The organism is Actinocrispum wychmicini, from assembly GCF_004345645.1.
Classification (GTDB): Bacteria; Actinomycetota; Actinomycetes; order Mycobacteriales; family Pseudonocardiaceae; genus Kibdelosporangium; species Kibdelosporangium wychmicini.
This window is the reverse complement of the sequence record NZ_SLWS01000002.1, coordinates 163831-189287: the sequence shown is the minus strand read 5'-3', so window position 1 is coordinate 189287 and position 25457 is coordinate 163831. Positions and strand designations below refer to the sequence as shown.

Annotated in this window: 23 protein-coding genes and 3 pseudogenes; 13 read left to right on the top strand and 13 right to left on the bottom strand. The window is 67.7% G+C overall.

The features are described 5' to 3' along the window. Positions 1 to 77 precede the first annotated feature (77 nt). The 5 genes from EV192_RS09470 (at position 78) to EV192_RS09450 (ending at position 3016) form a co-directional block, all read left to right on the top strand. A complete protein-coding gene (locus EV192_RS09470; RefSeq protein ID WP_132113488.1) occupies positions 78 to 344 on the top strand; it encodes a hypothetical protein in 267 nt (88 codons plus the stop codon). A gap of 64 nt (positions 345 to 408) precedes the next feature. Further along, positions 409 to 1179 (top strand): maleylpyruvate isomerase N-terminal domain-containing protein, encoded by a 771-nt coding sequence (locus EV192_RS09465; RefSeq protein ID WP_132113486.1) that lies wholly within the window; start codon positions 409 to 411, stop codon positions 1177 to 1179. Between the two features lie 110 nt (positions 1180 to 1289). After that, positions 1290 to 2183, top strand: a complete 894-nt coding sequence (locus tag EV192_RS09460; RefSeq protein ID WP_165960310.1) for an isocitrate lyase/PEP mutase family protein — start codon at positions 1290 to 1292, stop codon at positions 2181 to 2183. 165 nt (positions 2184 to 2348) lie between these two features. Beyond that, complete coding sequence (locus EV192_RS09455) at positions 2349 to 2624, top strand: DNA glycosylase family protein (protein ID WP_132113482.1); 276 nt, start codon at positions 2349 to 2351, stop codon at positions 2622 to 2624. Positions 2625 to 2656: 32 nt separating this feature from the next. Next, complete coding sequence (locus EV192_RS09450) at positions 2657 to 3016, top strand: hypothetical protein (RefSeq protein WP_132113480.1); 360 nt, start codon at positions 2657 to 2659, stop codon at positions 3014 to 3016. A gap of 299 nt (positions 3017 to 3315) precedes the next feature. Here the strand turns inward: EV192_RS09450 and panD are convergent, their stop codons facing one another. The 4 genes from panD to EV192_RS09430 all read right to left on the bottom strand — a co-directional run bounded on the left by panD (position 3316) and on the right by EV192_RS09430 (position 7149). Continuing rightward, positions 3316 to 3681 (bottom strand): aspartate 1-decarboxylase, encoded by a 366-nt coding sequence (gene panD, locus EV192_RS09445; RefSeq protein ID WP_132113478.1) that lies wholly within the window; start codon positions 3679 to 3681, stop codon positions 3316 to 3318. 40 nt (positions 3682 to 3721) lie between these two features. Further along, positions 3722 to 4672 (bottom strand): aspartate/ornithine carbamoyltransferase family protein, encoded by a 951-nt coding sequence (locus EV192_RS09440; protein WP_132113476.1) that lies wholly within the window; start codon positions 4670 to 4672, stop codon positions 3722 to 3724. Position 4673: 1 nt separating this feature from the next. Then, complete coding sequence (locus EV192_RS09435; RefSeq protein WP_207925954.1) at positions 4674 to 5558, bottom strand: ThiF family adenylyltransferase; 885 nt, start codon at positions 5556 to 5558, stop codon at positions 4674 to 4676. 139 nt (positions 5559 to 5697) lie between these two features. Then, on the bottom strand, positions 5698 to 7149 hold the full coding sequence (locus tag EV192_RS09430; protein ID WP_165960309.1) for an aminotransferase-like domain-containing protein: 1452 nt from the start codon (positions 7147 to 7149) through the stop codon (positions 5698 to 5700). A gap of 398 nt (positions 7150 to 7547) precedes the next feature. On the opposite strand from EV192_RS09430, the pseudogene EV192_RS57325 reads away from it, so the two are divergent. Then, positions 7548 to 7877: pseudogene (locus EV192_RS57325) on the top strand (transposase family protein); the annotation flags it as partial. 9 nt (positions 7878 to 7886) lie between these two features. Here EV192_RS57325 and EV192_RS55610 read toward each other — a convergent pair. Both EV192_RS55610 and EV192_RS09420 read right to left on the bottom strand, forming a co-directional pair. Further along, positions 7887 to 8039, bottom strand: coding sequence for a hypothetical protein (locus tag EV192_RS55610; protein WP_243726745.1), 153 nt, complete (start codon positions 8037 to 8039; stop codon positions 7887 to 7889). 340 nt (positions 8040 to 8379) lie between these two features. Continuing rightward, entirely contained in the window at positions 8380 to 8832 is a 453-nt protein-coding gene (locus EV192_RS09420; protein WP_132113470.1) for a hypothetical protein, read from the bottom strand. Between the two features lie 163 nt (positions 8833 to 8995). On the opposite strand from EV192_RS09420, the pseudogene EV192_RS09415 reads away from it, so the two are divergent. Together EV192_RS09415 and EV192_RS09410 are read left to right on the top strand one after the other, a co-directional pair. Continuing rightward, positions 8996 to 10200: pseudogene (locus EV192_RS09415) on the top strand (ISAzo13 family transposase). 79 nt (positions 10201 to 10279) lie between these two features. Beyond that, positions 10280 to 11242, top strand: a complete 963-nt coding sequence (locus EV192_RS09410) for a LysR family transcriptional regulator (RefSeq protein WP_341770851.1) — start codon at positions 10280 to 10282, stop codon at positions 11240 to 11242. A 32-nt stretch (positions 11243 to 11274) separates the two neighbouring features. Here EV192_RS09410 and EV192_RS09405 read toward each other — a convergent pair whose 3' ends face one another. The 5 genes from EV192_RS09405 to EV192_RS09385 all read right to left on the bottom strand — a co-directional run bounded on the left by EV192_RS09405 (position 11275) and on the right by EV192_RS09385 (position 14746). After that, entirely contained in the window at positions 11275 to 11670 is a 396-nt protein-coding gene (locus EV192_RS09405) for a hypothetical protein (RefSeq protein ID WP_132113468.1), read from the bottom strand. Between the two features lie 42 nt (positions 11671 to 11712). Then, positions 11713 to 12465 (bottom strand): ArsR/SmtB family transcription factor, encoded by a 753-nt coding sequence (locus EV192_RS09400; protein ID WP_243726744.1) that lies wholly within the window; start codon positions 12463 to 12465, stop codon positions 11713 to 11715. Between the two features lie 320 nt (positions 12466 to 12785). Beyond that, the gene (locus EV192_RS09395) at positions 12786 to 14243 is read right to left on the bottom strand and encodes a sodium:solute symporter family protein (protein WP_243726743.1); all 1458 of its coding nucleotides are present in this window, start codon (positions 14241 to 14243) and stop codon (positions 12786 to 12788) included. Continuing rightward, positions 14240 to 14443, bottom strand: coding sequence for a hypothetical protein (locus tag EV192_RS09390; protein ID WP_132113466.1), 204 nt, complete (start codon positions 14441 to 14443; stop codon positions 14240 to 14242). Before EV192_RS09390 ends, EV192_RS09395 begins: the two co-directional genes overlap by 4 nt. Before the next feature lie 33 nt (positions 14444 to 14476). Then, the gene (locus EV192_RS09385; RefSeq protein WP_132113464.1) at positions 14477 to 14746 is read right to left on the bottom strand and encodes a helix-turn-helix domain-containing protein; all 270 of its coding nucleotides are present in this window, start codon (positions 14744 to 14746) and stop codon (positions 14477 to 14479) included. Between the two features lie 278 nt (positions 14747 to 15024). Here EV192_RS09385 and EV192_RS09380 point away from each other — a divergent pair, with 278 nt between their 5' ends. Genes EV192_RS09380 through EV192_RS09365 form a run of 4 tightly spaced genes read left to right on the top strand, consistent with a single transcriptional unit; the run spans position 15025 to position 21126 of the window. Continuing rightward, on the top strand, positions 15025 to 17268 hold the full coding sequence (locus tag EV192_RS09380) for a carbamoyl phosphate synthase preATP-grasp domain-containing protein (RefSeq protein ID WP_132113462.1): 2244 nt from the start codon (positions 15025 to 15027) through the stop codon (positions 17266 to 17268). Between the two features lie 39 nt (positions 17269 to 17307). Continuing rightward, complete coding sequence (locus tag EV192_RS09375) at positions 17308 to 19284, top strand: FAD/NAD(P)-binding protein (protein ID WP_132113460.1); 1977 nt, start codon at positions 17308 to 17310, stop codon at positions 19282 to 19284. Between the two features lie 13 nt (positions 19285 to 19297). Further along, entirely contained in the window at positions 19298 to 20707 is a 1410-nt protein-coding gene (locus EV192_RS09370) for a class-II fumarase/aspartase family protein (RefSeq protein ID WP_132113458.1), read from the top strand. Beyond that, entirely contained in the window at positions 20701 to 21126 is a 426-nt protein-coding gene (locus tag EV192_RS09365; protein ID WP_207925952.1) for a DUF2334 domain-containing protein, read from the top strand. The genes EV192_RS09370 and EV192_RS09365 overlap by 7 nt, the downstream gene beginning before the upstream one ends. Before the next feature lie 6 nt (positions 21127 to 21132). Here EV192_RS09365 and EV192_RS09360 read toward each other — a convergent pair whose 3' ends face one another. After that, positions 21133 to 22272, bottom strand: a complete 1140-nt coding sequence (locus EV192_RS09360; protein WP_132113454.1) for a hypothetical protein — start codon at positions 22270 to 22272, stop codon at positions 21133 to 21135. 277 nt (positions 22273 to 22549) lie between these two features. Here EV192_RS09360 and EV192_RS57320 point away from each other — a divergent pair. Further along, positions 22550 to 22690 (top strand): annotated as a pseudogene (locus EV192_RS57320) (integrase core domain-containing protein); the annotation flags it as partial. 261 nt (positions 22691 to 22951) lie between these two features. Here EV192_RS57320 and EV192_RS09350 read toward each other — a convergent pair. Then, complete coding sequence (locus EV192_RS09350) at positions 22952 to 25222, bottom strand: tetratricopeptide repeat protein (RefSeq protein ID WP_165960306.1); 2271 nt, start codon at positions 25220 to 25222, stop codon at positions 22952 to 22954. Between the last annotated feature and the right edge of the window lie 235 nt (positions 25223 to 25457).

Below are 25457 nucleotides of genomic sequence, written 5' to 3'. Positions count from 1 at the left end.
CGTCGGGTGCTGATGGCGCTAAACGGTGGCAGGGCGCTGGCCGCGGTCGGGACCGGGTCGCCGGCTACGGCTGGGACGTGGAATATTCGCTCACCCCGGCCGGCTGGACGTTCCCGCACGATGCCGGCGTCATGATCCCGGACGGTTACCGCCCGCTGATCCGGTACTGCGTGGACTGGAGCGAGCAGCGGCACCATCTCGCTGGACAGCTCGGCCGGGCGATCATGGACCACTTCGTTGCCGCGTCGTGGATCCGTCGCCGCACGGTCGGCCGCAGCGTGCAGGTCACCCCGCAGGGCCAGGTGGCGCTGGCCGAGATCTTTCACCTCGCCTGGAACTGCTGACGCGGCACAGGTCGGATCCGGCCGTTTCCTTCAATGCATCCGAACGCACCAGGGAGCCGAACCGATGACGAACGACACCGGCCAGCAGCCGCTCGAGGCGGCCGAATTTCTGACCGCGCTCGACTCCAGCTTACCCAATGCGCTGACCGCGTGCCCCGGGCGCACCGTGCACACGTTGGCCGCGCACGTGACCGGCACCTACTACGAGATCACCCGGCACGTCGACAACTACATGGCCGGCACGCCACTGCAGCGCACCAGGACCTTTGACGAGCGTGAACCGGAGTTCCGCGTGCTGTCCGCGCCGGACCTGATGCGGGCCTTCGAGGAGGGCGAACGGCGGATGCGGGCCAGCCTCGCGGAACTGTTCGACAAGGAGCCGGATCCGGTGCTGCTCTGGACGAAGCGCCAAGCGCACGCGACCAGTTTCATCAAGCACCAACGTGACGAGTGTGCCGTGCACCGCTGGGACCTGGTGGGTGGCGACGAGATCAGCGAGAAACTGCTGTCCCAAGAGGAACTCTTCATGCACGTGGTCAATTTCATTGGTCCGCTGCCGATGACCGCACGCGGGATCGCGACCGGCGCCGGCTTCGGCGCACCGCTGCAGGCCCGGATCCGCGCGACCGGGCAACCCGATCTGCTGGTCACCGTCAATCGCGGCCAGCCGTCGATAGCCGCGGTCGAGCCGGCAGGCGAGGCACTGATCGAGGGCGACCCCGCCGCCCGGCTGCTGTTCATGTGGGGCCGCCGGGCGACCCCGTTCGGTCGGCTGTTGTGCCACGGGACCGCCGAGGAGCTGTCCCGGGTCCAGTGGCTGCTGTCTGGCTACTGACCAACCGGGAGGTGTGTGTGATGGCAACGGCAGGCGGGCGACGTCCCTGGACCGGCTGGCGGAAGAAAGGCGCACCTGGGCCGGCTGGTTGGGGAACGGGACCGTCCGATATGGACTCTGAGCTGCTCGTCACCCGACAGGCCATGGCCAGGAGGTTCGCCGGCATGCACGCCGGGCCCGGTGTCCTCGTGCTGCCCAACGCGTGGGACGCCGGCAGCGCGGCGTTGCTGGCGAGGGTGCCTATGGTGCGGGCGCTGGGCACCACCAGCGCCGGCATGGCCGCGGGCTACGGCCTGCCGGATGGCGAACTGCTGAGCCTGGACCAACTGCTGGCCGCCATCACACAGCTCATCCGCGCGGTCGCCCTGCCGGTGACCGTGGACCTGGAGGCCGGATACGGCAGCACATCGGACGAGGTCGCGGACTCGGTGGCCTCGGTGATCGACGCCGGCGCGGTCGGGGTGAACCTGGAGGATGGCCTGCCTGGCCAACCCAACCAACTGCGGTCCGAGGAGGAGCACGCCGCGCGGATCGCCGCCGCGCGGTCCGCCGCCGGCCAGTTGGGCGTGCCGATCGTGGTCAACGCGCGGACCGACGTCTACTGGCGGCGGATCGGGCGGCCGGACTGCCGCCTGGCCCACGCGGTCTACCGGTTGCGGAGTTACGCGGAGGCCGGCGCGGACTGCGTGTTCGTGCCCGGCTTCCCTGGACCGGACGTGCCCGACCAGCAGGCCCGCGACCTGATCGCCGAACTGGTCGGCGAGTTGGCCGGCACGCCGCTCAACCTGCTGGCCGACCCGAGTCTGCCGCCGGTTGACGTGCTGGCCGAACTGGGCGTTTGCCGGCTGTCGACGGGTTCGAGGCTCTACCGTCTCGGGATGGCGGCGGTGCGCGACGCGGCCGCCGACCTGCTCACCACCGGCCAGTCGGCCGCGCTGGCCGCCGCGGAGAACCTGAGCTACGCGGAACTCCTGGACGTGCTGTCCACGGCGGGCACGTCGTGACCGCGGGAGTCGGCCAGACGCGGCGGCTCACCGTGCCGCTGCCCGGACCGGTTGACGTGGCCGCGTCGGTGGAGTTCTTGCGCCGCAACGGAGACGACCTACTGGACCGCTGGGACGGCGACCGCCTGATCCACGTGCTGACGCTGGACGGGCACCGGTACGACCGTGGCCGAGTTGCGGGCCCTGCAACTGTCCGAGCGCAAGGCGAGCTACCTGATCGGTGTCGCCACTGCGCTGCGGGACGGCCGACTGCGTCTACCAACGCGGGCCGGGCTGGACGACCAGGAAGTGATCACAGAACTGACGAGGCTGCACGGCATCGGCCGATGGACCGCGGAATGGTTCGCCGTCCGGGTGCTGGGCCGGCCGGTCGTCGTGGCCGGCGACGTGGCCCTGCGCCGGGCCGTCGCGCGGCAGATCGTGCTGGAAACCTGTGCGTGACAACGCAACCCGACTGGAAGGAATGAGTTTCGATGATGTGGTATTGCGGTTACCGGGCGTTGCCGAAGGTCCGTGCCGGCGACCTGGCCCGACGGCTCCTGCGCCAGCACGACGCGGGCACCAACCGGCCGGCCGATGTGCGCGCCTGGTTCACCTTTCCCAGCGGACTGGCGGGTTTCGTGCTGATCGAGGTCGGGACCTCGCGTGAAGTCGCCGCGATCGTCGCACCCTATGCGGGCCTGGTGGAGTGGGACATCCAGGCGGTCGAGGACCTGAACTACAACCAGACGGTCGAGGAACTACGCGTGTTCACCAGCAGGGCGGCACTGGGCGACCTGATGTCCGGCGAGTCTCCGGCGGACATGCTCGCCAGGGCGAGGGGGCCACAGTAAACGTGTCAAGTCGATTCACCCAACTGGTCAACGTCCGGCCAGTCCACTGCCGGATTTGAACAATCCCAGGATCTGCGGACACGTCTGTTCCTCGTCCACCGTGCCACGATAGATGATCGCGCAGAGATTCACGATGCGTTCGCGAGTAAGTCCTGTGGTGTAACGCACGTAAGGCGGCCCATTTGTTCGAGTTTTGAGTCTGGTGACCCAATTCTCTCAACAAATAGACCGCCGCTCAGGTCAACACGCCGAAGACTGGCCGGGATTCCCCTGCGTGAACAACCTCATTGATTTCGGTTTCAGTGCGCGGATACCAGCTCGAGCACCCGGTTCTCCTTGTCGACGTGCACGACCGTCGGCTGGTGCGTGAGCAGTTCGACCTCGGTCAGCTGGGCGTAGGAGATGATGATGACCTTGTCGCCCGGCTGCACGAGGCGCGCAGCCGCGCCGTTCACCACGACCTCGTTGACGCCCGGGGTGCCCAGGATCGTGTACGTCTCGAAGCGGGCGCCGTTGTTGACGTTCACGATGCTGACCAGCTCGTGGATGCCGATGTTCGCCGCGTCCAGCAGTTCCGGGGAGAGCGTGAGCGAGCCGACGTAGTTGAGATTGCTGTCGGTCACCGTCGCGCGGTGGATCTTCGAGTTCATGAACGTACGCAACATGATTTCGTTTGCCTTTCTGCGCAGGGGAAATCGGGACTGTTCAAGGGATCATGTCGAACATCAGGGACAGCAGCGCCATCCGGACCGGCACCGCGTTGGCCGCCTGGGTCCAGTAGCCGTTGAACCGGGTGTCGTCCACATCGGTCGCCAGTTCGGCCCGCCTCGGCAGCGGATGCAGTACGACGGCGTGATCGTTGGCATACATGTCGAGCAGGCGCCGGTCGAGTACGACGCCGCTGTCCTGGCCGGGCAGTTCGGCGGCGACCGTCGGCGACGAGTAGATCACGTCCACGTGCGGCAACAGGTCCGGCAGGTCGTCGCGCAGGATGACGTCCAGGGTCTCGTCGTCGGGGGCCTTGCCCGGCGCACACACTCCGTAGACCGTGCAGCCGAAGTGCCGCAGACCCAACAACAACGAGTGCGTGCACCGCATGCGCAGGTCGTTCGTGAGCACGATCCGCAGTCCGTCCAGTCGACCGAAGATCTGCCAGAGCGTGAACAGGTCGACCAGCGTCTGTGTCGGATGCTCGCCGACGCCGTCACCGCCGTTGATCACGAGGGCGCCGTGCGACAGCTTGGCCATCCGTGCCGGCCAACCGGTGACCGGGTGCCGCACGACGACCACGTCCGCGTACAGCGACAGCATTCTGGCGACGTCGTCGTCGCTTTCCTTGGTCGATCCGCCGGCCCTGGTGACCGTGGGATCGGCGAAGCCGGACACGCCGCCGCCGAGCCGGATCATCGCGGCCTCGTGCGAGAGGCGGGTGCGGGTGCTCCGTTCGAAGAAAGCGGACATCAACAGCCGCCCGGTGAGGGACCGGTTGAGTCGGCCCGTCGCCGCGATGACGCGCATGTCCTGGGCGGCCGCGAACAGCAGACACAGGTCGTCCGGGCCGTACTGGGACATCGACAGCACGTGCAGACCAGCGAAACCGTTGGTACTACGCGGTATCGGGTCGACGGCGAGCAGCCCGGCGGTCGGGACGCTCATGTCACCACCACTGGCCCTCGACCACCTTCGCGGTCCAGGTACGAGAATCCATCATCGCGTAGCCGGGCGACGGCGGGAACTTCATGCTGTCACCGAGATCCTCGATGCCGAGGATGCCGAACATCAGGCGCTCCAACAGCAAACCCTGCGCCATCGGCGGGGCACCCGGGATGATCGGGCACGTGGTCTTGTCGATCAGCCAGCCACGCTGCATGTCGTCGGCCGGCCAGGTCGGCCACTCCGGGATGAGGCGGCTCATCAACTGCTTGGCGGTCGTCGGGTTGACCTCGGCGTCCTCGGGCACGCCGAGCAGTTCCTCCAGCGGCATCGAGTCCTTGGTCCACTTCCACAGGAACGTACGGTTGCCGTAGACGTGCGCGGTCATCATGAACTTGCACTTCTCGGACCGGCGGAACGCGCGGTGCAACGCGTAACGGGCGCGGAACTCGTAGGGCTCGATCTCGTCGAGTACGAAGTCACAGCCTTCGAAGAATTCATCGGCCGTTTCCTCGGTGATCCCTTTCGTGCACACGTCGATCGCGACGTCCGGCGCCGTGTTGTGCACAATACTGCCGACGATTTCGGCCTTGCTCTTGCCGATGGTGTCGAATCCGGCGCCGAGCTGACGGTTGATGTTGGAGTACTCGAACGTGTCCAGATCGGCGATGCGCAGGCGCAGCACGCCGAGCCTGGCCAGCCGGTCCACCATGCTGCCACCGATGCCGCCGCACCCGGCGACGCCGACAACGGTGTCACGGAGCTGGGTCTGCCGGGCCCGTGCCTGTTCGTCGGTGTCGCCCAGCCAGCCGAGATTGCGCGCTACCCGGGCCCAGTAGATTTCGTCGTCGTATTCGCTGGGGAAACTGTAAAAATTCCGTGATGACACAGGCGTTTCTCCTTGCCTTCGACATGGGAGACGTCCCGTTCGCAACAGGACGGTGAATTCGAACCTGCTCCATGGTTGCCCGATTCCGGCACGTCTGCACAGGTCCAAGTGGGATCGGGCTGCGGTACCAAACCAAGCGTTACGACCCGTGGCGACGCAACAGGCCGGCCAGCAGGCGCACGGCCGGCCCGATCGCCTCCTCGCGTGCCGCCGCGCAGCCCAGCAGCAGGCCGGCGGTCGCCGGGGCGGGTGTGCTGAAGTAGCGGCTCAGCGGCTCGAGGCGCAGCGACAGCCGCGCCGCGTCGGCGAGCAGGGCGTCCTCCCGGACGTCACGGCTGAACAACGCGGTGAGACAGGCACCCCGGCCGCCGTCGCCGATCATGGCCAGCGGCGTTCCCGGCAGTCGTAGCAGGGCATCGCGCAACGCGTCGCGCCGGCTGGTGCAGGCCGACGTGATCCGCATCATGAACCGCGCGAACCGGTGGTGGTTGAGGAAATCCGAGAGCACGGCCTGGGTGAGGCCGGATGCCTGCGCGCCGCTCTCACACAGCACCCGGCCGACCGGGTCGATCAGTCCGACCGGCACGACGCAGTAGCCCACGTGCAACTGGGGGAACAGCACCGTGTCGAAGCTGCCGACATGAATCACCCGGCCGTCCGGGTCGTCGGCGACCAGCGGGCGGCTGGCGTGCCGGCCGAGGAACGGCGTGTCGCTCTCGTGCTCCACGATCCACATGCCGGTGCCGCGGGCGTGGTCGAGCAACTGGGTGCGGCGCTGCGCGGTCATCGTCACCGACAGCGGCATCTGGCACGCCGCGGACACGAGCGCCATCGCGGCCTCCGGTGCCATCGCCCGGCCGGCGGCCACGTCGAGCCCGTCCGTGTCGACGGGCACCGGGTCACGCCGCACGCCGTGCCGGGCCAGCGCGTCCCACCCCGGGTAGTAGCCGGGTTCCTCGCACCACACCCGGTCACCCGCCCGCAGCAGTGCCCGGCCGAGCAGGTCCAACCCGGCGCCCAGGCCACGGGTGACGATCACCTGATCGGGGGAACAGCGGATACCGCGCACGACCCACAGGTAGCCGGCGATCGCCTCGCGTAGCGGCCGGTAGCCCAGCCGGCCGGAGCCCAGCAGCACCCGCACGCCGGACGCGCGCAGCCGCCGGCTGGTCAGGCCGGCCCACAGCGCGGTCGGAAAGAGGTCGACCGGCGGGACGCCGACCGGGAACGCCGAGTTGGGCAGCCCGTACGGGGCCCGTTCGACGGTGGCCGGGACGGCGGCGACAACGGGCTCGGGCGCTGGCGGGTCGCACGCCAGCGGCGGCAGATCGGCGACCACGGTGCCGCCGCCGGCCATCCCGCGCACGAAGCCGTCCTCCTGCAACCGCTGGTAGGCCAGTACGACGGTGTTGCGGGACACGCCGAACTCACCGGCGAGCTCCCGGGACGACGGCAGCCGCGCGCCGGCGATCCGCCGGTCACCAGCGACGATCGCGGCCCGTAGCTGGGTGTAGAGCTGTGCATAAAGGGGTTCGGCGGCATTCTTGACCAACGCGACGTCATAGCTGGAAAGTGACCGGTCAGCGAGCACCAGTTTGAATCGCGGAGATTGCGGCCGTGTCGACCCGTGATCGCCCATCAGATATCACCCCGTCCACGTTGGTTCGCTTGGCCGAACGCTGGCACGCCAAAGGGCGCCACCGTTCCGCTCAGCGGTTCGGTTTCATGCCAACGTCCGTCTCCGCATCGATCTTGAGCTGCCGCCGATCGGCTGGGCGCCAGGCAAAATCCGGCGATCTACCTCGAACGGCCTGGGGTACGCCAGGGCAGCGACAAGATCACTTGATGTAGCGGCAACTGCAGAGTGTAGCCATCTTGTGGGTCTGATGGGCGGGCTGGAGATGGCCTCCCGACCGGGAATAGTGGCGATCGCCAAAACGAACCAACTTCCCGGCAGAAGGCCATCCGGCGGTATTGTCTCACGGGCGCATGTCGTCATCGCAAACACCTGTCGATCCAGAATTAGAGGATACGCTTCCAAGCTTGCTGGAACTGTTCGCGAACGTTCCCGAGGGTCGTAAGCCACGAGGGCTCATCTTCCCGCTCTCGTTTGTACTCGCCACCGCACTGCTCGCCATACTGGGTGGCGCGGCATACTTCCGACAGATCGCTGATCAGGTAGCAGACTTTCCGCGGGAGCTATCACAAAGACTGGGTGGACGGTGGTGCCACTTCGTGAGCCGGGTCCGGAATCCGTGCTATCGCACGTTCCGACGCGTGTTCGAACATGTCGACGTAGAACGGTTGGAAACCGAGATAGGCGCATGGCTACGAAAACGCGCCCAGCGCGATACTGACGGAGAGCTTCTGCTCGCGATAGACGGCAAGGTACTCCGTGGTGTCTGGACCGACGAGAACGAGCGGTTCAACTTTGTTCTCCGGGATGATCCACCGCGAAGGCATCACCATCGCCCAGGTCAAGGTGCCACCCAAGGCACCGCCAAGATCACTTCGAGATAGTAGTCAACTGCGGAGCGTAGTCATCTTGTGGGTCTGCTGGGCGGGATGGGTGAGCCATCGAGCGGATCAGTCGCACCTACTGCGAGCACTCCGCCTCCTCGTCACCCAACGTAACTAAGGATCACGGAAGATGATCTTGTCGCCGCCCTGGGGTGCCGCCGGACACCAACGAGATCACCCAGGTCAAAGCGCTCCTCGACCCGATAGTCACCCGCGAGACAGAACGCGTCATCGTCACCATGGACGCCGCGCACACCCAACATGACACCGCCGAATACATCGCCGGGATCCGCGGATTCGGCTACATCATGGCCGCCAAAGGACACCAGCCCACACTCCACTCCGCCATCGCGTCCAAGACACTTCCGCTCGTCAAGAACACGCCCGACCACGCTGTCCGCGAACGAAACCACGGCCGCATCAACACCTGGGAACCTGGATCACAGACGCAGACAACATCACTTTTCCACACGCGCGACAAACCGCCTGCATTCGACGCCGAACCTACGACCTCGACGGTCAGGAAACCTGGCAAGAATGGGCGTTCATCATCACCAGCCTCTTCGTCGAAGACGCCACAGCAGTCGACCTTCACGACCACGTCCGAAACCAGTGGGGGATCGATAACAAAAGCCACTACGTCCGCGACACCGTCTGGCACGAAGACGCGCAACATATCAACAACGGAACCGCACCACGCGTCAAGGAAACACTCACCGACATCGCCAACAGCCTGCTCCGACTCCACGGCCATACCGACATGAAACGAACCACCGAGTGGATCAGCCGCAACCCGCTACGAGCACTCCCTCTGCTCGTCGCTCAGCGCAACCAAGGAAATGTAATTAAATAACTAATTGATAGTGAACGGTTTGTGCTACGATCTTTTCGTGGCGATCGACCGGTCCGGTGAGCGTATGGCGATGATGGCTCGACTGGCAGCCTTGCTGCCTCGGCTAAATGAGCGTGGTCGTCGCTTGGCACTGGGCGCGGAAGCGCGGTCGTGGGGGTATGGGGGTATGGGGGAATCGCGGAAGTTCATCGGGCGACTGGTGTAGCACGGTCGACCGTTAAACAGGGACTGCGTGATCTGGAAGTGGCAGCCGAGTCACCAAGGACGGGCCGGATACGGGCCGCCGGGGGTGGGCGTAAGAAGGCAGAAGTCGCTAATCCGGCGTTGATGGAAGCGTTGGATTCGTTGATCGAGCCGGAAACGCGGGGAGGGGCGGAATCGCCATTGCGATGGACAACGAAGTCGACCCGAAACCTGGCTGGTGAGTTGACCGCCTGTGGTCACCCCGCCAGCCATGTTCTGGTGGCTGGCCTGCTGAAGGCGAGTGGCTACAGTCTGCAGGGCACCCGCAGGACACTGGAAGGTGCTCAGCGTCCGGATCGAGACGCACAGTTTCGGTACATCCATGACCAGGTCACGGCGGCGTTGGCCGCCGGGCAGCCCGTGATCAGCGTCGATACGAAAAAGAAGGAGCTGGTAGGGCGATTCACTCAAGGGGGACGGGAGTGGCGGCCAGTCAGCGAACCTGAACAAGTCTCCACCTACGACTTCCCCAGCAAAGCCGACGGCAAGGCTATTCCCTACGGAATTTACGACCTAGCTGACGACAGCGCCCGGGTATCCGCCGGAGTGGATCACGACACCTCGGTGTTCGCTGTAGCCACCATGGAGAAATGGTGGCAGCAGATGGGCCGGGACATATACCCCCATGCCCACCAGCTGGTGATCATCGCCGATGGCGATGGCTCCCATGGACACCGCCCGTGGTTGTGGAAACACGCACTCGCCCGGCTGGCTGCCGCGACCGGGCTGGAGATCGTCGTCTGCCACTGTCCGCCCGGTACCAGCAAATGGAACAAGATCGAGCACCGGCTATTCTCCAGAATCACCCGCAACTGGCGCGGACCCCCACTCACGGCCTATCAGACCGTCGTCAATCTTGTCGCCAACACTACCGCCCGCACTGGTCTCACCGGTCAAGGCGAACTCGACTCCAACCTCTACCCAACCAAGATCAAAACTGGCCAGCCGGAACGAGAAGCCATCCCTCTCCGCCGACGCAAATTCCACGGCGAATGGAATTACACAATCAAGCCAAAACGCAGATAAATAGATTATTTCTTTACGGCTCCTAACGATCACACAGTATGATCTTGCCGCTGCCTGGGTACGCCGATCTTGTTCGACGGTGTTTGCCGGATGCGTGACCGTCCTGTTACAGTGTGCTTGTATTGGTCTGGTACCAATCGGCGTTCGGGGGATTATTCGGGTGAATGTGGACATTCGTCATTTACGGAGTTTTTTGGTCGTAGCCGAGGAACTGAACTTCACACGCGCCGCGAAACGGCTGCGGACGAGCCAGCCGAGCCTCACGAGGACGGTCAACGGCCTGGAACGCATGCTCGGCGCCCAACTGTTGAACCGCACCACGCGACGGGTGTCACTCACCATCGAGGGCGAGCGGTTGAAGACCGACGTGGAACGGCTGCTCAAAGAGTTGGACTCCATCCTCGACATCGGCGGCGCGCCGGCCCGGCTGCGCCTCGGGTTCACATGGCTGCTCCCGGACACCTGGGCACAGCAGGCGATCACCCAGTTCGAGGCCGACACGCACGTCCAGGTCGAACTGGTCCGCAGGGACGAGGTGTTCGCCGGCGTCGACGCGGGGCGAAGCGACATCGCCGTGTTGCGTGGCGAACTGGCCCACACCGGGTTGCAGGCCGTCCTGCTGTTCCGGGAACGCCGGGTGGCCGCGGTGCGCCGCAACACACCGCTGGCCAACCAGTCGCGCATCCACTGGCACGACCTCGCCGACAGCCCGCTCGTGGTGAACACGGTCAGCGGCACCACCCGACCGGAACTGTGGCCGGCGAACCACCGGCCGATGATGTCGACTGAGACCACGAACTTCGACGAATGGCTGGAGGCGGTCGCGGCCGGCCGAGGGGTCGGCGTCGTGCCGATTTCGGCCGCGTACCGGGTCATCCACCCGGCGATCCGGTTCGTCGCGCTGGAGGGCGCGCCACTTGTGCCGGTGTACCTGGTTTTTCCGCGCCAGGGCAGCCATCCGTTCACCCGGCAGTTCGTCAGCGCGGCCCGGCGGGCGGCCCTTCCGCCGCACACGTCGCCGCCACTCGACGTCGTCGCATGACCCGATGTGCCCGGCGGGACGGCCACACGGCACTACCGCCGCGCGTTCCCGCTCGCGTTGGCCCGGGTGTCCGCCTCGGCGCATTCGCTGCGACTGTGCTTGAGGAATCCGGCGGCATGCATCTGCCGGTTGGCCAAGCGCAGCACTGGGTTGTCCTGGATGGACAGCAGTTCCTCGATCCGGACCCGCATCCTGGCCTCGCCCGCTTCGAAGGCGCGGGTGAGCTCCGGCGCGGACAGCATCCGGAACTCCGGTTCGCGTTCGTCGAACGTCCTGGTGCGCATCAACGGCGTGCCGGCCAGGTAGGTCTCGACATGCCGGGTGATTTCCCAGTAGTTGCCGGCGATGTGCGCGGCGAGCGCTTCTGGTGTCGCGGAGTCCAGCGCGCCGAGGAATTCGGCCACCTCGACCGGTTGGTCGTCACTCATCGGTCTCGGCTTCCTGTGCGGTCGGACAATGGCGCGTCTTCCCTAGTTCCAGGAGATGTCGAAGATGTCGGCGAGCGCCCTCGACCCGTTCGCGGTGACCTGGACGCTGCGACCGACCGGGCGGCGCGCGATCCACGCATTGGCGAGGAAGTGATCCAGGATCGCCCGGCCGAGCCGGCCGGCCATATGGTGCCGCTGCTCGCTCCAGTCGACGCAGTACCGGATCAGACTGCGGCCGTTGTCCGGGATCGTGATGCCTACCTCGTCGATGAAGTCCCGGCCGGCCGGCGACAGCTCGTACGCGACGTCCCGGCCGTAGCCGATGATCTTGTCGTGCGGGGCCGACTCGGGATGGAACTCGCCGTCCCCGCCGACCAGGTAACGACATTCGACGAAGTGCGCCATGATACCGACGCCGAGCCGGCCGGCCATGTGGTCGTAGCAGGTCCGGGCGGCCCGCAACTGCGCTCCCCGGTTGCCGTCGCGCAGCGAACGCACCGGCCGTGCCGGCGCGATCTGGGTGAGCTTCTCCAGCAGCTCACCGACTTCCGGGCCGGCCAGCCGGTAGTACCGGTGCCGGCCGTGCGTCTCGACGCGGAGAAAGCCGGCCTCGGTGAGCTTGGCGAGATGACTGCTCGCAGTGGATCTGGCGACGCCTGCCTCGTCGGCCAGTACGCTGGCGGCCAGCGCGCGGCCGTCGATGAGCGCCATCAGGACGCGGCAGCGCGAGCGGTCGGCCAGGAGCGTTCCGATCTCGGCGATCTCGACGTCACCGAGAACCGGTTCGGTTCGCACGCCGGTCATGGTCATCAGGACTCCAGTCGGTGGGTACCCCGGTCTTCAGGGCCGGGACGGGCCGATCCGCATCGACACGCGGACACAACGGGAACCATCACTCGAACGTGTGTTCGAATATCGCTGGAGGGCGCGATGGCATGGAAGGTGCGTCGAAGACGGTGGTGCGGCGGGCATTCCGGTACCGCTTCTATCTTAGTGGACATGCTGGCGACGCTATCGGCGGAACGTTTCGGCCCCGGCCGAACTGATCTGGCCGTGGCCGCTGAACTGCGCGAACGCATATCGCCGTGACCGTTTCCACCCGATCGGGTGAAGTTTTACGGATGCACCGCCGCGGATTCGGTGTTCGCGTCCGACGCGGTGACCCGTTGCGTGGCGCGTCGGCGCTCGATCAGCGCACCGGCCGCGACGACCAGCACGTTCGGCCCGAGCGCGAGCAGGCCGGCGTTGACGTGACCGACGTGCAGGCTCCCGAACGGCGGCGTCAGCACGATCACCGCGGCGACCCCGACCAGCATCCCGGCCAGCACCGGCCGCCAACTCACGAACCGCCGGCCGAGCAACGCGACCAGAATGGCCGGCACGAGCTGGTCGAGCCCGGAATACGTGAGCAGCAACAGGTTGGCGATCAGGTCCGGCCGCAGGAGCGCGAGCACCAGCGCGAGGCCGGCGACCCCGACCACGGCGATCATGGTGGTCCGGTACTGCCCACGCTGGGTCGTCGTCGGCAGGATGTTGCGCGATATCAGCGTGGACATCCCGATGATGATGCCGCCGGCCGGCACCATCGCGGTGGCGGCCGCCGCGACCACGACCACGCCGACCAGCCAGGGCGGCAGCGACCGCGACACCAGGAGCAGCAGCGCGGAGTTGCTGTCCGTACCGGTGGGCAGCAGGCCGATCGCGGTCATGCCGATGAACACCGGGAACACCAGCACGAGGGAGTAGGCCGGCAGCCACACGTAGTTGCGCCGCAGCGCCTGTGCCGACCGTGCCGCGAGCAGTTCCGGCCACATGTGCGGCAGGGTCATGCACGCCAACCCGAGCCCCGACGCGATCACGCTGGAGACGTACCAACCGGTGTCGTTTGGTCCGGAGTGGATGGTCAGGATCGCCGGATGCTGGTGCACCAGACGGGTGAACAGCGAGCCGAGGCCGCCGGAGAAATGGCTCGGAATCACGACGGCCAGCACCACCAGCACGACCAGCATCAGGCCGTCCTTGAAGTAGGACGCCGTCGCGACACCACGAATCCCGGACCACAGCACGAATCCGACGGTGATCGCGAACGCGATCACCATGCCCAGATCCGCCGACGCCCGGTCGCCGGTGGCCAACTGGACGGCGAGGCCGAGCCCGGTGATCTGCAACTGGAGGTAGGGCAGCACGAACACGACACCCAGCACCGCGACCACCCGGCCAAGCACCGGCGACGCGAAGAAGCCGCCGACAAAGTCCGCCTGCGTGAGGTGACCCTCGTCCCGGCACCGGCGCCACAGCCGGGGGCCGAGAAAGTACAAGCCCACGAAGGCAAGCGGGATGTAGAGCAGCGCGTACAGCGCGGCCACCCCGCCGGTGAAACCGAGTCCGGCCAGGCCGAGGAACGTGAAGATGGTGAAAGTCTCACCCGCCTGGAGGAACCACATCGTCGCCCCGCCGAGCTGGCGGCCGCCGACGGTCCAGTCCGACAGCTCGCGCTGCCGGCGGCGGCCGAGTACGCCGAACGCGCCGATGACGACAACGCCCACCAGCATGACCAGGAGTGTCACGTTCACGGGTTCGGCTCCTCGTCGTCCGAGCCGCGACGCGTGAACTCGATCAGGGCGAGCAGCGGGGTCAACAGGGCGACACCGACAAATGACCACACCACCAACGGCGGGATACCAAGCCAGAGCGTGGCCCGGTTGACGGCGGGAATCGCGACCGCGACAGGCAGTGCCAGCACGACGAGAGCGAGCGGAGCGAATCGGTTCATCTCAACCCCCCAGTCACAATTATGCGGCCACAATTATGCGGCGCGCGATGACGTCGGCTGGGCCGTTGGTTGCGTCCGACGATTGCCGCCGGCCGCCGAGTAGCGACGCAGCTCGGCGCGGAGCTGATTGCGTCCCGCGATTCCCAGTTTCCGGTACACCTTGGTGAGATGGTGTTCGACGGTACGGGCGCAAACGTCGAAGTCATCGGCGATGCCCTGGTTCGAGCAACCGTCGGCGGCACGCACCGCGATGCGGTGTTCATGCGCACTGAGCAGGACCGGCGGGTCGACGACGGTCAACATCACATATCTCCGTTTCTGAGGTAATAAATGTCGATCACATGGTTCCGAAACCGATCAATCTTGGCACCTTCCACACACTATGCGGCCGGGTGCCAAAATCCCAAATACCACTGGTAACGCATTAATGTGTACGACGTATAACCGCTGGTGAAAGGGGTTTCGCATGAGGGTAAACGGGTGAGGAAGCACCACCCGGTCGCATATGATGATACGATTGGAGCGAGCTGGTTTCGTCGCCGCCGTCCTCACACGCGCTTTACGGACAAAGGTGTTCCGTCATGCCCGAAACTACAGCGATTTCACAGATATTGGTGCTCGGCGCCGGGCCGGTCGCGACCGGCCCGGCGTGCCGCGTGCTGCGTGATGCCGGATTTCGTGTCACCGTCGCCGACCCGAACCCGGCCACGATCACGGTCGACGCGGAGTTCGCCGACACCACGTACGTGGCGCCGATCACCCCGGCCGGCCTGGCCGGGGTGATCGCGGCGGAACGACCGGACGGCCTGGTGGTGGCGCTCGGTGGCCCCGCTGCCGTCGCGAGTGCACTGGCCTTGCACGAGCAGGGTGTGCTGCGCCGGTACGGCACCGCACTGCTCGGCGTGGATCCCGTTGCGTGGCGACGTATCCCACCCGTACCTCGAGTGTGCGGACGACTGGTCGACGTCGAGACGCTGCGCGACCGGCACGGCCGCGTGTCCGTTCTCGGCACACTGGAACACATCGACGACGACGCGATCATCGTGCCGGCACAGGTAACTGAGGCCGGCGACCGCACCATCCGGCGCGCAGCGACGGCGGCGGTGGCCGCGAACGCACCGGGCGCCGGCTGCTGCTCGGTCCGGCTGGTCGCCGACGGGGACAGTTGGCGGGTCGTCGGCGTGACGCCGGGACTGACCCGGGCGAGCGCCCTGGCCGCCGCCGTGCACGGACTTCCGTTGGCGGCCACGGCCGTCCAGCTCGCCATCGGCGCCGATTTGCCGACGTTCGAGCCGACCCCGGGCGACCGCGTCCTCGTCGCGCTGGGCGACCACGCGGTCGGTATGGGCACCACCGTCCTGGCGGCCCTCAATGCCGCGCTGCGTACAACAGGGCGCACGTGCTGGCCCGCCGGCCGCACCGGATTACCGCCGTGGCTGGCGGTGCGGCTGCGCGAACTCGACACGTTGCGCACGCGGATCGAATGCGCGCCGGTACTCGACGCCGCCGTGCTGCGGGATGCCAAGCGGGCCGGCCTTTCCGACGACCAGATCGCTGACCTGCGACCGGAACTGGCCGACGGCGCCGGTGTCCGCCGAGTGCGCGAGCGTCTCGGCCTGCACCCGCACTTCCACGGCCCAGCAACGGTTCTCGTCGCCGGTCCGCCGACAGCCGGCGATCCGCCGCCGGCCAGGCGCCCGGACGAACCGGCCGTGCTGCTACTAGGACCGGCACCGGACGACCCGGCCGAGTTCGACCACGCCTGCGCCAACGGCGCGCTTGCCCTGCGCCGCGCCGGATACCGGGTCGCCGTGGTGACGGCGTCGATCGGCGGCGTGGCCGGCATCGCCGACCGCTGTTACCTGCTGCCACCCCGGATCGAGGACATCCTGGGCGCGGTGCACGCCGAGCGTGCGATCGGCCCGTTCCTGGGAGTCCTGCCGCAGTTCGGCGGGCCGCACGCACTGGCCATCGCCGCCGGACTCACCGCGGCCGGTGTCGACGTGCTCGGCCGGCCCGCTCGACACACCGAAACCGACCCTGTCCGGGGCCGGGTGCTGCGTGGCGCCGTCGCGCTGGAGGTGGTGGCGCTGTACGACGGCGCGGAACTGTTTCTCGGCCCGGTCTGCGAGCTGATCGATCCGTGCGACGACGACTGGCCCACGTCCGGTTGCGTGCTGCCCGCGCCGTCGGTCGGTCCGCGCACCCTGGCTGTCCTGCGGCGCCGAACATTGAACCTGGCGCGGCGGCACGGGGTGCCCGGCATGTTGACGATCCGGTTCGCGGCGTTGCCGGATTCGGTGCTGGCCCAGTCCGTCACCACGGTGGCGTCGACCGCGCTGGCGACCGCGTCAGCGGCCACCGGCGTCGAGTTCGCGCAGGCCGGCGCGCGACTGCTGCTGGGCGGGTCGATCCCGCGCCTGCGCGCGGAAGGGCTGCTGCCGGCGGCCGGCGAGCCGGTGCTGGACCGTCACGTGGTCGTGCGGTTGCCGGCGGGGTCAGGCGCGGTGCTGGGCGTGGGGGCCACGGTCGGCACGGCGTTCGCCGACGCGCGAGCCGCCGCCGGCACCACGCTGCCGACCGGCGGCACGGTCTTGGTGTCGGTCGCCGAACGGGAGTCGCGCGGTGTCGTCGCACCGGCGCGGGAACTCGCCGCGCTCGGCTTCCGGGTGCTGGCCGGCCCGGCGATCGCGACCGCGTTGCGGCGGCACGGCGTCGACTGCACCACCGTCCACAGTGTACCAGAAGCCGATCTCGTGATCACCAACGACGGATCGGCCGCCCTCGCGGCGCAGGCCATCGCGACCCAGCTGCTGACCTGTTGACCAAACCGGTTTCCACCTTCGAACACGCGAAAGTGAGCCATGGCCACCACGTACGCGGAGATCTGCATCGTCGGACTCGGGCCTCGCGGCCTGTCGGTCCTGGAACGGTTGTGCGCCAACGCACCCGACTGCGTGCCCGACGGACACGACGTCGTACTGCACATCGTCGACCCCTACCTGGCCCACGGCAGCCGGGTGTGGCGGACGGCGCAGTCAGCGGCGCTGCTGATGAACACCGTCACCTCGCAGGTGACCATGTACGTGGACGAGTCGGTGCAGTGCGACGGACCCGTCGTGCCAGGTCCCAGCCTCTACGAATGGGCACAGTTCAACGCACTGGTCGGGCCGTTGGACGACATGCCGGCGCACCTGCTCGCCGAGGCGCGCCGCTTGGGCCCCAACGACTACCCGTCGCGTGCCTTCTACGGCCAGTACCTGACCTGGGTACTGGACCATCTCGTCCAGACTGCGCCGAACAACGTCCGCATCGTTCGGCACGCCCTGCAGGCGGTCGACCTCGTCGACGGAACCGACGGCCGGCAGACTGTGCTCCTTGCCGACGGCGAGCAGTTGACCGGACTGCACGCGGTCGTGCTCGCGCAGGGCCACACGCCCGGCGGCATGTTCGACGCGGACGTCATGCAGGGCACGAACGCCCGCGCCCGCGGCCTGCTGTACCTCGCGCCGCGCAATCCGGCCGACGTGGATCTCAGCGTCATCGAGCCGGGCCGGCCGGTGCTGCTGCGCGGCCTCGGCCTGAACTTCTTCGACTACATGGCGCTGCTCACGCTCGGCCGGGGCGGCCGGTTCGGCCGCGCCGGCAACGGCAAGTTGGTCTACCACCCCTCCGGCCGGGAACCGTTGATGGCGGCCAGTTCCCGCCGTGGCGTGCCCTACCATGCACGCGGCGAGAACCAGAAAGGCGCCTTCGGCCGGCACGAACCGTTGTTCCTGACCACGAGCGTGATCGCCGACCTGCGCGCACGCGCCGACGCCGGCCACCCCGCAGACCTGCGCACGGACGTGTGGCCGATGGTGGACAGCGAAGTACGCGCGGTGTACTACTCGACGCTGATCACCGGACGGCAGTGCACGTGTGACGCGAAGACGTTCCTACGTCAATACGTCGCCCTGCGCAGCGAACCACGACCATGGCAGGGCAGACCGTTCGACTACACGGCCACCCCGGCCGAGGACGCATTGCTGGACAAGTGCGGCATCGGCCGGGCCGACCGGTGGGACTGGCACCGCGTCGCCCGCCCGTACCAGGACCGGAGCTTCGCGAACCCGGCCGGGTTCCGTAGCTGGATGCTCGGCTATCTGGCGCGAGACGTCGAGGAGTCGCGGCTGGGCAACGTGCACGGCGCTCTGAAGGCGGCGCTGGACGTGCTGCGGGACCTCCGCAACGAAATCCGCCTCGTGGTCGACCATGGCGGCCTGTCCGGCGACTCGTACCGCGACGATCTGCAGGGCTGGTACACCCCGTTCAACGCGTTCGTGTCGATCGGCCCGCCGCCGGAGCGGATCGAGCAGCTCATCGCACTGATCGAGGCCGGAGTGCTGGACATTCTCGGCCCCAGCATCGCAGTCGAACTGACGGCGGACCACTTCGTAGCCAGCTCGCCCCGGGTACCCGGATCGGAATTCCGTGCCACCGCGCTGATCGAAGCCCGGCTGCCGGAACCGGATATTCGGACCAGCACCGATCCCCTGATCCGCGCACTGTCGCGCCGAGGCGAGTGCGGCGGCCACCGAATCGCCATTCGCGGCGGCGGCTACTACGACACCGGCGGGCTGGCCGTATCCCGCAGTCCGTACCGCCTGCTGGACGCCGAGGGCGGCCGACACCCACGCCGATTCGCCTTCGGCGTACCCACCGAGACCGTGCACTGGGTGACCGCCGCCGGCATCCGCCCCGGCGTGAACTCGGTCATCCTGGGCGACGCCGACGCGATCGCCAGGGCAACGTACGCGACCGTACCGGCGCAGGAGCTTTCGCTGTCGGCCAGGAACTGAGACAGGAGAAGCCATGCCCGACACCGGACTGCTGTCCCCCGGCTGGGCCGGGACGGACGGCACGGTACCCCTGTCCGACGAGGCGTGGGTGCAGGCCATGCTCGACGTGGAGGTGGCACTGGCCCGCGCCCAGGCTGACCTGGGCGTGATACCGCGAGCCGCAGCCGAGTCGATCGCCAGAGCCGCCCACGTCGAACGCATGGACATGACGGCACTCGTAGCCGGCGTACACGAAACGGCGAACCCGGTCGTCGCGCTGGTTCCCCAGCTGGTCCGTGCAGTGTCCGAAGTAGACCCAGTTGCGGCCGACTACGTACATCGGGGCGGCACCAGCCAGGACATCCTCGACTCGGCCACCATGCTGATCTGCGCGCGCAGCCTGACCGCCCTGAGCGCCGACCTACGACGTACCGCGGCCGCGTTGGCAGGGTGGGTAACGGAACACCGCGACACCCCGATGGTAGGCCGAACCCTGACCCAACACGCGGTGCCCACCACCTTCGGCCTCAAAGCCGCCGGCTGGCTGCACCTGGTACTGGACATCGAGGAGCGGGTCGATCATCTACTCCACAACAGACTGCCAGCATCCCTGGGTGGTGCCGCCGGCACACTGTCGGCGTACGCTGAATACGCGAGCCTGGCCGGACAGGGGACGGACGAGCGAGGCATCGAACTGATCGCACCGTTCGCAGCGCACCTGGGCCTGACCGCCCCGTTGGTGCCGTGGCACGCCATCCGTACCCCACTGGCCGACCTGGCATCGGTACTGACCTTCACCGCGACCGCATTGGGCAAGTTCGCGGCCGACGTACAGGTACTAACCCGAACCGAGATCGGCGAACTGGTGGAACCAGGCGGGGACGGCCGCGGCAGATCGTCCGCGATGCCGCAGAAACGCAACCCGGTACTGGCCACCATGATCACCACGGCGGCCCGGCAGGTCCCGCCGTACGCCCTGGTACTGTTCCAGTCGGTGGCCGCCGAAGACGAACGTTCGGCAGGTGGATGGCACGCCGAATGGCAGCCGCTGCGAGAATGCCTGAGATTGGTGCTAGGCGCCGCGCGCAACGCAGCAGAACTAGCGACCGGCCTGGAAATCCGGCCCGACGCGATGATGCACAACCTTGGCCGCACCGGTGGCGCGGTGGTCACCGAACGGGTGAGCGCGGTGGTGACGCCGTTGCTGGGTAAGCAACGGGCCAAACGCCTACTCGGTGCGGCAACCGCAACGGCGGAACGAACCGGCGAACCACTGGCCACGGTGCTGGACAAGGCCCTCACCGAAGCCGGCAGCCCACTACCCACCAACACACTGGCCGACCTGCTCGACCCGCTGAACTACGCGGGCGCGGCCGGACCATTGGCCGACCGAGTACTTGCCCGCTACCGCGCCGGCGCGGCCGACACCACCAGGGCGTGCTGACTCGCCTCCCAACGGTGTCCGCGGCCGACTACACCGTTTCCCAGCAGGAGTTCGGCGTCCGCTACGACCGCGGCCTGTACTTCGGCGGCTGGTGCCCGAACGGCGCGTGCGGCACCGGGACGGCCGACCTGGCGAAGATGTCCAGACAGTACTTCCCTTACCTGATAAGGGACATCTACGGGTCAGTGGCCGTTCCGGAGTCGCTCGGCGACATCGAGCCGATGCCGTTCAACACCAACCCGGCCCGGCTGCCCGCGGACATCCTGGCCAACGTCAAGGGCCTCACCGTGATCCGGGACGGGGTGCAGAGCTTCTTCTACCACCCCTATCTGGGCAGGTCGTACCTCAGGGACGTGGTCATCGGGATCAAGGCCCTCGGCTACCAGTTCGTCCCGGCGGCGACCGTCGCGGCAGGCTGAGCCTGGTCAGGATATGGTCCATCGGAACGCGCGCGAGGTGTCGCGGTCCCCGGTGGTGCTGCCGACCACGACACCTGTGTTGTTCAGGGCCGTGGGCTTCGCCGGCAGGTTGCCCGGGGTCGGCAGGCCGATCAGGACACCGTTGTGCCAGTCGAACGGGTGCGGTTGACCGTCGATCGTCTGCCAGCCGATGACGTCGCCTCGGTCGTTCACGGCGACCGCCTCGCTCTCACCGGACGTGCCGAGGTCGACAGCCTGGCCGCCGTGCCACAGCGTCGCTTTGTGCACCCCGCCGTCGAGACGCCAGCCCACGACGTCGTTGGTGTTGTTGATCGCGCGGACGTTGTCGGCGACGGCGGCGGTGTCGCCGGGCAGCACGGTGGGTTGGTCCGCGATCCATACCACGGCCTGGGTGTTCGTACCTTGCCGCAAGGTCGCCGCGACGGCGTCGGATTCGTTGAGGGCAGCCACGGCATAGGACCCGCTTCCCGCTGCGGGCAGTTGCACGCAGCGGGTGGCCGAACAGCGGAACACGAACGGGGGGCTGCCGTCGCTGGGTGTCCGCGACCCGGCTGTGGTGCCGCGGTGGTTCGCTGTGCTGTGGTAGATGTATGTGCCTTGCGGGGAAAGTGGCACGTCTGCGAACGTGCCGTTGCGCCATGAGCCCGCGCGGCCGTTGTAGTAGGGGTCGGGGTCGCCTTGGCGGTGGTAGGCCAGGGGGATGACATCGTCGTCGCTGATGTCGCGGACCGGGATGAAGACCGCGCCGCGTAGGGGCGGAGTTCGGTCGGCCGCCTGGCCGTTCGCCCAGACACTGACGGTCGTCACGAGCGGACCGGCCTGACTGTCGGCGATCGTGAACACCACGTCGCCGCGCCTGTTGATGCCGGTGCCGAAGCCGGTGCCCAGGACAGTGGGGGTCGTGCCGTCCCAGCGAACGGCCAGAAGCGTGCCCGGGTACGGCCACTTCGGCGGCGGCGTCCAGCCCGCACCCGTTGCCTGGCCCGCGTCGTTGAGTGCCGACACGATGGCCGCGACCATGCCGGGTGGTGGCGGCAACTCCTCGACGGCGACTGCCGCGTGGGCGGACGGTGCGGCAAGGGCGAATGTGATGACGGCGATGTACGCGGAAGTCAACCATCGCATGGTGGTGGTCCTCGCTGAGTGTCGTCCGAAGCTGCGGAACCACGGTAGCGGCGCAGCCTGGTCGACGGTCCCCCAAGCGGTTCAACCGCCGGCAATCCATTCGGCGTCGTGTCCGACTACCAGTAGGCCGCAAAGTCCGCAGTTCCGCGGGAAGTCGGCCATCGCGCGTCGTCCTCAATGGACAGTTTGAGATCTTCAACCTGTCGGTCGGGTACGCCGAGCCCTACAACGATCTTCACCTCGGCACACTGACTGAGGTCATCGGGTCGCTACCCGCGTCCATATCCTTGGCACCACCACTGACCCGGATGGACCCTGGACCACCCAGCAAGCGCGTAACCTCTTGATGGACTTGGGCGACCGGGCTGACGGCTTCCGGTTCCTGATCCGCGACCGCGCCGGCCAGTTCACCGCCGCGAGGTCACTGTTACAGGTTCGTCGTCGGCCGGTGGTCGGCGGCTTGATCAACGAGTACGAGCCTGCGGCAGCTTAACGTGCCCCAGGAGTTCCCGGCAGCAACCTGCCACGCGAGTCCACAGGTCAGCCGAACCCCGAACACCTGTGGGCCGGCACCTGGCATCGCCCGTTGGGCGATCAGGTGATCGACGAGCGAGCTAGGACTTCGCCGACGTGTGGGGTACCGGGAGTCGGATGGGCACGATGACCTGGATGCCGGCTTTCAATCCCTGGTGAGGGTGGCGAGTTGGTGGTTGACGCGGTCGGTGTCGTGGGTGCGATGTTGGGCGTGGTACAGCTGCACGGTCTGCTGCCAGATCGTGCGGGCTTGTTCGTGTTGGCCGAGCGCGAGGTGTGCGTGGCCGAGACCGTCGAGGATCTCGGCCTTGAAGATGGTGTGGCCGAGACCGTCGCACAGGGTGCTGGCCCGCTGGTAGTAGTCCAGGGCGTCGGCGTGGCGGCCGGTGCGGCGGGCGATGTAGCCCAGGCTGTCGAGGGTGGCCGCCACCGCGAGCGGGAAGTCGTGGCGGATGAGCAGGGCGAGCGCGGCCTCGCAGTGCTCGCGGGCCTTGTCGTAGTCGCCGAGCAGGGCTTCGCTCCAGCCCATCATGTTCAGCACATCGCCTTCCCTTGCGGGCATGTCGAGTGTATGGAACAGCCCTAGGGCGGCGGACAAGTGCCGCAGCGCCTGCCGATGGTCTCCTCGCCGATCGCAGACCCATGCGAGGTACCGGTGGGTGTGGCCTTGGCCGTGCGGGTCGTCGGCGTGCTGGGCCAGGGCCAGGGCGCGGTGTAGGTGGTCCAGGCCTTCGTCGTGTTGACCGAGCAGGGCGCGGACGCGGCCAAGGCCTCGGTGGGCGAGGCTTTGCGCCACGGGGTCGGTGAGGTGCTCGGCGGCGGTCAGTGCGGTCGACCAGATGGCGAGAAAGTCGTGGCTGTGTCCCTGTTGCCAGAGGAAGTCGTTGAGCGTCCACGCTGTTTGCCATACCTGGTGGTGCCAGTGGTGTTCGGCGGCGAGTTGTTGCGCGGCGAGCAGGTTGGGGTGCTCGGTGTCGAACCAGCGCTGCGCCGCCGCCGGCTCGGTCAGTGGGTGGGGGCGGCATCCGGGTGCGGGGAGGCCGGGCTGGATGGGTTGGCGGTATGGGTCGAGTTGTTCGCGCCCGGCGGACGCGGTGTGCAGGTAGAAGTCGACCAGCCGGCGCAGCGCGGCGTCCCGGTCGTGTTCGGACCGGGAGTGGTGGGCGGCGAAGAGCTTGACCAGGTCGTGCATGCGATAGCGGCCAGGGGTGGGCTGCTGCAGGAGCGATACCCGTTCCAATGTTCGCAATGCCTGCGCGGTGTCGTGTTCGGGCAGGTCGGTGAGGCTGGCGGCGGCGGGGACGCTGATGTGCGGGCCGGGTGCCGCGCCAAGCAGGGCGAACACCCTGGCGTGATCGGGATCGAGGGTGCGGTGGGTGCCGGACAGGGCAGCCTGGACGCTGGCGGTGGGGCTGTTGGCGTCCAGGGCGCCTAGTCGGGAGGTGGTGTCGCGCAGGTCGGCGGCGATCACGGCGAGCGGCAGGTCGGGGTGCAGTGCGGCGCGAGCGGCGATGATGGCCAGTGCCAGCGGTAGTCCGGCGCAGCAGGCCAGGATCTCGGTGACCGCTCCGGGTTCGGCAGCCAGTCGTTCATCGCCCAGCCGGCGTGCCAGCAGGTGCCGGGCGTCGTCGTCGTCGAGTACGTCCAGCGGCAGCGGTGTCGCGCCGTGCGTGGCGACCAGGCCGGTCAGCCGGTCGCGGCTGGTCACGATCACCGAGCAGGACGCCCCACCAGGCAACAGCGGGGTGACGTGCTCGGTGTCGCGGGCGTTGTCCAGCAGGATCAGCATGCGCTTGCCGGTGGTCAGGCCCCGGTAGAGGGCTGTCTGGGCGGCCAGGTCGGCCGGGATCGCGGCCGGCGCGACGCCGAGAGAGCTCAGGAGCACGCGGGTGGCCTCCGCCGCCGGCATCGGTGTCTCCTGGGGCGCGAATCCGCGTAGATCGACGAACAGTTGCCCGTCCGGGAACCGGTCGGCGTGGGTGTGCGCCCAGTGCAAGGCCAGCCAGCTCTTGCCGATCCCGCCGCCGCCGACCGCCGAGACCACGACCATCCCGCCCGGCCCAGCGGCGTCGAAGGCCTTGTCCAGGATGGCCAACTCGTCGTGCCGGCCGACGAACACACCGGGCCGGCCGGGCGTCTGCCGCGGCACCGGGGCAGCCGGGCACACTGGACCAGCCGGACCCACCGCGGTCATGGTTCCCGCCGCGGCGACCAATAGCTCCTCCCGCGCGTCCGGTTCCAGGCCAAGGGCCTGGGCCAGTAACCGCACCGTGTCCACGCGGGGGTTGGCGCGCCGGCCGGACTCGAACCCGCTGATGGCGCGAACGGACACACCGGACTGTTGCGCCAGCTGCTGTTGGGTCAGCGTCGCTTGATGGCGCAACTGCCGCAGCTGTGCGCCGAACGTACCCGCCACATGGCCCCCGTTGCCGTCTCCCGCGGTCCTCGAGCGCGGGTGGTCCTCTCTTGTGTCGTGACGTTGCCACGGCATGGCCATATGTTGCTAGTCGCTGTCCTGTTCCTACCGCCACTGCTGCCTCATGATCAACCGCGCCGGTTGGCACGGCGACGTTGACGGTGATGGAGGGGGCATGACCTCGTGGGACCGCGGATACATCCTGCTGTCCACGCGGGCGCGGTGGTGCTGACCG